Below are 7325 nucleotides of genomic sequence, written 5' to 3' on the forward strand. Positions count from 1 at the left end.
AAAGGAGCGAGTGTCCTGTGATTGTAGGAATCGGAGTCGATATCGTCGAGCTTGATCGGATGGCTCGCTCGATGAAACAACCACGCTTTTTAAAACGTCTGCTCACCGATGCAGAATATGAGTTGTCTCAACAGTATCCACTTCCACGTCAAATCGAATTTGTCTCAGGTCGCTTTGCCGCAAAAGAGGCTTACGCCAAGGCGATTGGGACTGGCATCGCACGTGGTTTATCGTGGCGTCATATAGAAATTTTACCGGATGAGACAGGCCGACCTGTCATGACCGCGCCGTTTGCGGGGAAGATTCATGTCAGCATCAGCCACAGTCAAACTTATGCCATCGCACAAGTCATCTTAGAAGAGGAGGGACAACATGTTTCGTCCTAGTCGAATCGAGATTGATCGGGCGGCCATTGCCCATAATATAAAAGAATTAACAAGACGGATTCCGCAGGACCTCATGGCGGTCGTCAAAGCGAATGCCTATGGACACGGGGCTGTCGAAGTGGCGAAAATCGCACTTGAGAACGGGGCGACGATGCTAGGTGTCGCATTACTCGAGGAAGCAATCGAACTTCGGGATGCAGGAATTGAGGCACCCATTCTTGTCATGGAAGCACAATTCCCGGAATATGCCGGAGTGGCGGCAGAACAGGGCATCACGCTATCTGTATTTTCTGCTGAATGGTTACAAGAGGCTGCTCCTTATATAGAAGAAAAACCGTTGACGGTTCATATCAAAGTGGATACCGGAATGGGACGTCTCGGCCTACGCACCCGTGAACAATTAGATGCCTTACTTGAAGAAGCGAACGACTTATTTGTCATTGAAGGCATCTACACTCATTTTGCGACGGCGGATGAACTTGATAGCGACTTATACTTCACACAACAAGAGCGGTTCGAACGCTTAATGGATGGGCTGCATGAGCAGTTCCGCTATATCCATACGTCGAACTCGGCCGGGGCCATCCGGATGGCGGGACAAGACGTTTCTTATAATCTGGTTCGTGTCGGCATCGCGCTCTATGGGTTATATCCATCACATGAGATGGAGACGTTCTATTCGTTCCTGCGCCCGGCTTTCACGCTAAAAAGTCAGCTCATGCAGGTGAAACGGCTAGAGGCAGGTCAGACAATCAGTTACGGTGCGACGTATACGACGTCAGCCGATGAATGGATTGGTACGGTCCCGGTCGGTTATGCGGATGGATGGTTACGCAAGGCGAGTGGATTTGAAGTGGAGGTCAACGGGGTCCGTTGCCCAATCGTGGGACGCGTCTGTATGGATCGTTTCATGATCCGACTTCCAGAAGAGTTTCCTGTCGGGACGGATGTGACCCTTGTTGGTGGAAACGTCACCATTGATGAACTGGCGTCTTATCTCGGGACCATCAACTATGAGATCGTCTGCCAATTCACAAGCCGATTGCCGCGTCTTTATGTATGAATCATAAATCGTGTGAAATTATCTGAATTCTTTCTCGATTTCTCTATATTTTCCCATTCCCGCGTGTTATATTGATAAAGAACGCGGGAGATTTTCCGCCAGTCCATGAAACGATTCTGGAGGTGTAAGATGTTGAAGCAGCGAACTGCGGGTGCGCTAGCGTCCGTCCCAGATCGGTTCTCGCAACAAGGGGGTCCGATTTCGATGAAAGACCGTGAAACACTGTCCTTGAACGATGTAGTGACATACTTGTCTAAAGAAATTGCTGATCGACAACAAGCACTGCGTGAAGAATTGGCGAAAGGCTATCAAGAGATGGCCGCGTTTAACTTGAATATGGCAGAAGAGATGCTCACGATTGAAACCGAAGCCGAACACGCTCTCTTACGTCAAGTAAGTGGGGTGTGAGCAGCGTGATCGTAAAGCGTGGTGACGTGTTTTATGCGAATCTGTCGCCCGTAGTCGGCTCAGAGCAAGGTGGCGTTCGACCCGTTCTCATCGTACAGAACGACATCGGCAATCGCTTTAGCCCGACCGTCATTGTCGCTGCGATTACAGCTCAGATTCAAAAAGCAAAACTGCCGACTCATGTGGAAGTATATCAAGAGAAGCACGGGCTCGAACGAGACTCTGTGATTTTGCTTGAACAGATTCGAACGATTGATAAGCGTCGTCTGACGGATAAAGTCACTCATCTCGATGATGAGACGATGCATAAAGTGGACAGAGCGCTAGAGATCAGTATGGGATTGATCCCTCTCTAGCCTTACATAGATAAGACTGGTACATAGGTATCGGTCTTTTTTTAAACTTTTTTTAAAAAAGTGGTTTAAGATTTTGTTGAAGGGGAATTTAAGTTAATCGTACTCAATTTTTCTGTACGGACATTTAGGAGGGAATAGACGATGGATTTAGCGATTCGCGAGCAAGTCATTGGAGAACAATTACACCTTTACGTATCCGGAGAAGTGGATACATATACTGCACCAAAATTGAAAGAAGTATTGCACCCGGCCATCAGTGAACAAGACGTGGTCGTTCATTTAGACGAAGTGGAGTATATGGATTCGACAGGTCTTGGCGTGTTCGTAGGGGCATTGAAAATTGCCACACGCAACGAGAAAGAATTGTCACTTGTCGGAGTCACAGACCGAGTCAATCGTCTATTCGAATTGACGGGTCTTCACAAACTTCTTTCTATTAATTCGAACGTAAGAGGTGGCACGCAATGAACAATGTTGAACAGACGGTCATGACGTTCCCGGCCAAACCCGAATATGTCGGTGTGGTTCGATTAGTCGTTTCAGGAATCGCTAACCGTATGGGATATACGTACGACGAGATCGAGGATATTAAAATCGCGGTCTCGGAAGCATGTGGCAACGCCGTCCAACATGCTTATGACGATCATCAAGATGGAGAAGTCAAACTCGCTTGTGGCGTCTATGCCGATCGTCTTGAAATCACGATTGAAGATTCAGGTAAGACGTTCGCAGACGATGTGAAGCGTCAGGCCGCTCCGGTCGAAGAGACGACCGAGATTGAATCGCTCCATGAAGGAGGACTTGGTCTCTTCTTGATCGAAGCATTAATGGACGATGTCTCGATCAATAAAGACAACGGTGTCAAAGTGACGATGACAAAACTCCTCAACAGGGACGAGGTGGATCAGAGTGCCAGCAAAATCTCAACAACGCCATCACAGTGATGACGAGGTACTAGAGTGGATTGAACGCTATCAACAAGACGATCAAAACGAAGAAGTGCAAATGCTCCTCATCAACCGCTATTCAGACCTCGTTGAAGCACTCGCCCGCAAATTCTCGCGTGGGCGTGCGATTCACGACGACCTTGTGCAAGTTGGGATGATTGGATTATTAGCGGCACTTCGTCGATTCGACCCGGAATTTGGTCGTAGTTTCGAATCGTTTGCCGTCCCGACAATCATCGGAGAAATCAAACGATTCATCCGTGACAAGACGTGGAGTGTCCACGTGCCGCGCCGGATTAAAGAGCTCGGTCCAAAGATTAAAAAGACGGTCGAAGAGTTGACGACCGAATTACAACGTTCACCACGGATCGATGAGATTGCCGATCACCTCGGTGTATCCGATGAAGAAATTCTCGAAACGCTCGAGATGGGTAAGAGTTATCAAGCCTTATCGGTTGATAGTTCAATCGAAGCGGATAACGAAGGCAGCACCGTCACGTTACTCGACTTGGTCGGTAGCCAAGAGCGTGGATATGAATCGGTCGACCAACGTCTCATTCTAGAGAAGGCATTCAATGTCTTAAACGAGCGTGAACGCGCCATCTTAGAATGCGCCTATTATAAGAATATGAGTCAAAAAGAGACAGGAGAACTTCTTGGAATCTCGCAGATGCATGTGTCCCGTTTGCAACGACGAGCACTCGAAAAGCTGCGTGAAGCCATCAAGGTCCCACTCAATGAAGTATTCTCAAGCGATGACTAATCGAGTCATCGCTTTTTTGTTTGAATGTTTGCTACACTTTGGAAGAGATCAAAAAAGGAAGTGATTCAAGTGATTACGAAAGTGGCTAACGCGTTAAACTTGAAAGTGAACCAAGTCGAGACGGTTCGGCAGCTCGCATCTGAAGGGGCGACGATTCCGTTCATGGCCCGTTATCGGAAGGAAATGACGGGAAATCTAGACGAAGTCGAAATCAAAGGAATCTTAGATGCTCTTCAATATGAAGAGAGTCTACAAAAACGTAAAGCGGATGTCCTTGCTAAATTAGAAGAGTTGGAAAAAAATACGCCTGAACTAACGAAAGCGTTAGAGGCAGCGACTACGCTTCAACAAGTGGAAGACATCTACTTGCCATATCGTCCAAAACGACGGACGAAGGCGGAACAAGGACGCGAAAAAGGATTACAGCCGCTAGCGGACTGGTTCCGGGACAAGTCACCTTATTCTTCGGACATGGTAGAAGAACTCTCTCAAGAAGTTGAGGTAGAAGAGGCGATGCCACTCGTTCACGCCATCATCGGCGAAGAATGGGGAGAAGAAGCGAAACTACGTCAGATGCTTCGCGATCGTGTACGAAAAGAAGGACTCTTGCGCTCGAAGAAGAAAAAACAAGCGGAAGACGAAAAAGAGATTTTTGCGCAGTATTATGAATATGAAGAAAAAATTGCTGGGATTGTCCCACACCGCGTACTCGCTTTAAACCGTGGGGAACGTACGGATGTGCTCCAAGTGAAAGTGGTATTTGACGAGACGCGTTTCATGGATCAAGCGCTCCGTACATATGAACGACTTCCGAAAGAAAAGCGTGAAGTTGTGGAGGCAGCTGTGACAGAGGCATACAAGAAGTCAGTCTTCCCAGCTATCGAACGGGAGATTCGTGGTGAGCTGACAGAAAAGGCAGAAGAGCAGGCGATCGATGTCTTCTCGAAAAACTTGAAACAACTTTATATGCAGCCGCCCCTTCGAGAGGTCGTCGTCCTAGGGATCGACCCGGCTTATCGAACTGGTTGTAAATGGGCAGTCGTCAATGAGATCGGAAAAGTCGAAGAGGTTGGCGTCTTCTATCCGACTGCACCGAAGCACGATATCGCCGGTGCTGAAAACGTACTGACGAGACTTGCGAAGAAATACCCAATCTCGGTCATCGTCGTCGGAAACGGAACGGCGTCACGAGAGACGGAACAGTTCGTCGCCGACTGGTTGAAGAAAGCGGAACGTGACATTGCTTATGCGATCGTGAACGAAGCGGGGGCGAGTGTCTACTCGGCATCGGAAGTCGCACGAAGTGAATTCCCGGATTTGAAAGTCGAGGAACGGTCAGCCGTCTCGATTGCACGTCGAATTCAGGATGCGATGGCGGAACTCGTCAAAGTCGACCCACAATCTGTCGGTGTCGGACAATATCAGCATGACGTCAGCCAGAATAAACTGAAGGCCTCTTTAGAGTTCGTCGTCGAGAGCGTGGTCAACATGGTTGGAATCGATGTGAACCGTGCGTCCGAGTCTTTATTGACGTACGTCTCGGGACTCAATAAAACAACTGCAAAAAATATTGTGGCATACCGTGAAGAGAATGGACGCTTTGAAACGAGAAAGGAAATTAAGAAAGTTCCTCGCCTCGGAGCGAAGGCGTTTGAACAAGCGGCTGGATTCTTGCGGATCATGAACGGGAAGGACGTTCTCGATCAGACAGAGATTCACCCAGAAAGCTATCCGCTCGCGTTATCGATTTTAAAAGAAATCGGTTCTTCAAAGTCGGAGGTCGGAACGGTCGCGCTTCGAGAACGATTGCAACAAGTCGACGCCAAAGCTTTAAGTGAACGATTGGAGGCAGGTCTTCCGACAGTCGAAGATATTTTGAAGTCGTTAGCCAAACCAGGTCGTGACCCGCGGGAAGATATCCAGAAACCGTTACTACGAACAGATGTCATGAGTCTTGAAGACCTTCAAGTCGGCATGGAATTCCAAGGGACCGTTCGAAACGTCATTGATTTTGGAGCGTTCGTTGACATTGGGGTGAAACAGGATGGCTTGGTCCACATTTCGAAATTATCGAATCGCTACGTGAAACATCCGTTAGATGTCGTGGCCGTTGGTGATATCGTGACCGTGTGGATCGAACAAGTCGATGTGAATCGGGGACGAATTAGTTTAACAATGCTTGCGCCGAGCATTAAATAAGAAGAAACTCGAATCAGGTAAAATGTTTTTCATTTTACCTGATTTTTTTTAGAAAAAGTGTTGACGGTCTTTTTGTACCATGATATCTTATAGAAGTCGCCGAGAGACGGCACGCGAAATAAACGTTTTTCTAAGAAAGTGATTGACAGGTTTCTGGTTTGCGGTTACAATATAAATCGTTACTTCGATAATTTCAAGCAACGTTCCGCAATAGCTCAGTGGTAGAGCAACCGGCTGTTAACCGGTAGGTCGTAGGTTCAAATCCTACTTGCGGAGCCATTTTATTTTGGAGACGTACCCAAGAGGCTATAAGGGGCTCCCCTGCTAAGGGAGTAGGCTGGGAAACCGGTGCGAGGGTTCGAATCCCTCCGTCTCCGCCACTTAACATTACTTAGAAGACACATAGATTGGCCCGTTGGTCAAGCGGTTAAGACACCGCCCTTTCACGGCGGTAACACGGGTTCGAATCCCGTACGGGTCACCATATATGGAGGATTAGCTCAGCTGGGAGAGCACCTGCCTTACAAGCAGGGGGTCGGCGGTTCGATCCCGTCATCCTCCACCATTTCAAATAAAAACGTAATCTGGTCTTGTGGTGTAGGGGTTAACATGCCTGCCTGTCACGCAGGAGATCGCGGGTTCGAATCCCGTCAAGACCGCCATTTACGTTGGGCTGTAGCCAAGTGGTAAGGCATCGGATTTTGATTCCGACATGCGAAGGTTCGATCCCTTCCAGCCCAGCTTTTTATTTGAGTCATTAGCTCAGTTGGTAGAGCATCTGACTTTTAATCAGAGGGTCGCAGGTTCGAGCCCTGCATGACTCACCATTTTTCTTTTTAACTTTATACGCTGCGGTCGTGGCGGAATCGGTAGACGCGCTAGGTTGAGGGCCTAGTGGTGGTTAACACCGTGGAGGTTCAAGTCCTCTCGACCGCACCATATGCACCCTTAGCTCAGCTGGATAGAGCGTTAGACTACGAATCTAAAGGCCGGGAGTTCGAATCTCTCAGGGTGCACCATTCTTTTTATGGGCCTATAGCTCAGCCGGTTAGAGCGCACGCCTGATAAGCGTGAGGTCGGTGGTTCGAGTCCACTTAGGCCCACCATTTAAACTGACGAACTTTGAAAACTGAACGATGAGGCAAAAATAAGTTTTACAATTTTTGAATGAAGCGCAAGCTTCGTCAATTTAAGAGCTATATC

General features: G+C 48.1%; 8 protein-coding genes and 10 tRNA genes. All 18 read left to right on the forward strand.

The genetic code is table 11. The annotated features are described in order from the left end of the window. The first annotated feature begins 17 nt into the window (after positions 1 to 17). The 18 genes from acpS to KNO66_RS12055 all read left to right on the forward strand — a co-directional run bounded on the left by acpS (position 18) and on the right by KNO66_RS12055 (position 7228). Entirely contained in the window at positions 18 to 386 is a 369-nt protein-coding gene (acpS, locus tag KNO66_RS11970; RefSeq protein ID WP_214742689.1) for a holo-ACP synthase, read from the forward strand. After that, positions 373 to 1449 (forward strand): alanine racemase, encoded by a 1077-nt coding sequence (alr, locus tag KNO66_RS11975; protein WP_214742690.1) that lies wholly within the window; start codon positions 373 to 375, stop codon positions 1447 to 1449. Before acpS ends, alr begins: the two co-directional genes overlap by 14 nt. A 129-nt stretch (positions 1450 to 1578) precedes the next feature. After that, complete coding sequence (locus KNO66_RS11980) at positions 1579 to 1857, forward strand: hypothetical protein (RefSeq protein ID WP_214742691.1); 279 nt, start codon at positions 1579 to 1581, stop codon at positions 1855 to 1857. Between the two features lie 5 nt (positions 1858 to 1862). Then, positions 1863 to 2213 carry a type II toxin-antitoxin system PemK/MazF family toxin gene (locus KNO66_RS11985; RefSeq protein ID WP_026824472.1) on the forward strand — a complete coding sequence of 117 codons (351 nt, stop codon included), beginning with the start codon at positions 1863 to 1865 and terminating at the stop codon, positions 2211 to 2213. 141 nt (positions 2214 to 2354) lie between these two features. After that, positions 2355 to 2681, forward strand: coding sequence for an STAS domain-containing protein (locus KNO66_RS11990; protein WP_015880558.1), 327 nt, complete (start codon positions 2355 to 2357; stop codon positions 2679 to 2681). Continuing rightward, positions 2678 to 3157, forward strand: a complete 480-nt coding sequence (rsbW, locus tag KNO66_RS11995) for an anti-sigma B factor RsbW (protein WP_015880559.1) — start codon at positions 2678 to 2680, stop codon at positions 3155 to 3157. The genes KNO66_RS11990 and rsbW overlap by 4 nt, the downstream gene beginning before the upstream one ends. Further along, entirely contained in the window at positions 3123 to 3923 is an 801-nt protein-coding gene (gene sigB, locus KNO66_RS12000) for an RNA polymerase sigma factor SigB (protein ID WP_015880560.1), read from the forward strand. The genes rsbW and sigB overlap by 35 nt, the downstream gene beginning before the upstream one ends. A gap of 24 nt (positions 3924 to 3947) precedes the next feature. Beyond that, positions 3948 to 6122 (forward strand): Tex family protein, encoded by a 2175-nt coding sequence (locus tag KNO66_RS12005; protein WP_214742692.1) that lies wholly within the window; start codon positions 3948 to 3950, stop codon positions 6120 to 6122. 204 nt (positions 6123 to 6326) lie between these two features. Next, a tRNA-Asn gene (locus KNO66_RS12010) sits at positions 6327 to 6401 on the forward strand. 9 nt (positions 6402 to 6410) lie between these two features. After that, positions 6411 to 6502: transfer RNA gene (locus KNO66_RS12015), tRNA-Ser, on the forward strand. A gap of 29 nt (positions 6503 to 6531) precedes the next feature. Then, positions 6532 to 6606: transfer RNA gene (locus KNO66_RS12020), tRNA-Glu, on the forward strand. A gap of 5 nt (positions 6607 to 6611) precedes the next feature. Next, a tRNA-Val gene (locus KNO66_RS12025) sits at positions 6612 to 6687 on the forward strand. 21 nt (positions 6688 to 6708) lie between these two features. Next, positions 6709 to 6784 (forward strand) — tRNA-Asp (locus tag KNO66_RS12030). A 7-nt stretch (positions 6785 to 6791) separates the two neighbouring features. Then, a tRNA-Gln gene (locus KNO66_RS12035) sits at positions 6792 to 6863 on the forward strand. Between the two features lie 10 nt (positions 6864 to 6873). Then, positions 6874 to 6949, forward strand: a tRNA-Lys gene (locus KNO66_RS12040). Positions 6950 to 6973: 24 nt separating this feature from the next. Beyond that, positions 6974 to 7061, forward strand: a tRNA-Leu gene (locus KNO66_RS12045). A 3-nt stretch (positions 7062 to 7064) separates the two neighbouring features. Further along, positions 7065 to 7141: transfer RNA gene (locus tag KNO66_RS12050), tRNA-Arg, on the forward strand. 10 nt (positions 7142 to 7151) lie between these two features. Continuing rightward, positions 7152 to 7228 (forward strand) — tRNA-Ile (locus KNO66_RS12055). The last annotated feature ends 97 nt before the right edge of the window (positions 7229 to 7325 follow it).

It is taken from the genome of Exiguobacterium sp. s48 (genome assembly GCF_018617395.1).
Classification (GTDB): Bacteria; Bacillota; Bacilli; order Exiguobacteriales; family Exiguobacteriaceae; genus Exiguobacterium.

What these genes read in the sequence shown, in the direction of transcription:
- KNO66_RS11980 (WP_214742691.1), top strand. Translation starts at nt 1,579, where the DNA reads ATGTTGAAGCAGCGAACTGCGGGTGCGCTAGCGTCCGTCCCAGATCGG.
- alr (WP_214742690.1), top strand. Translation starts at nt 373, where the DNA reads ATGTTTCGTCCTAGTCGAATCGAGATTGATCGGGCGGCCATTGCCCAT.
- KNO66_RS12005 (WP_214742692.1), top strand. Translation starts at nt 3,948, where the DNA reads ATGTTTGCTACACTTTGGAAGAGATCAAAAAAGGAAGTGATTCAAGTG.
- KNO66_RS11990 (WP_015880558.1), top strand. Translation starts at nt 2,355, where the DNA reads ATGGATTTAGCGATTCGCGAGCAAGTCATTGGAGAACAATTACACCTT.
- rsbW (WP_015880559.1), top strand. Translation starts at nt 2,678, where the DNA reads ATGAACAATGTTGAACAGACGGTCATGACGTTCCCGGCCAAACCCGAA.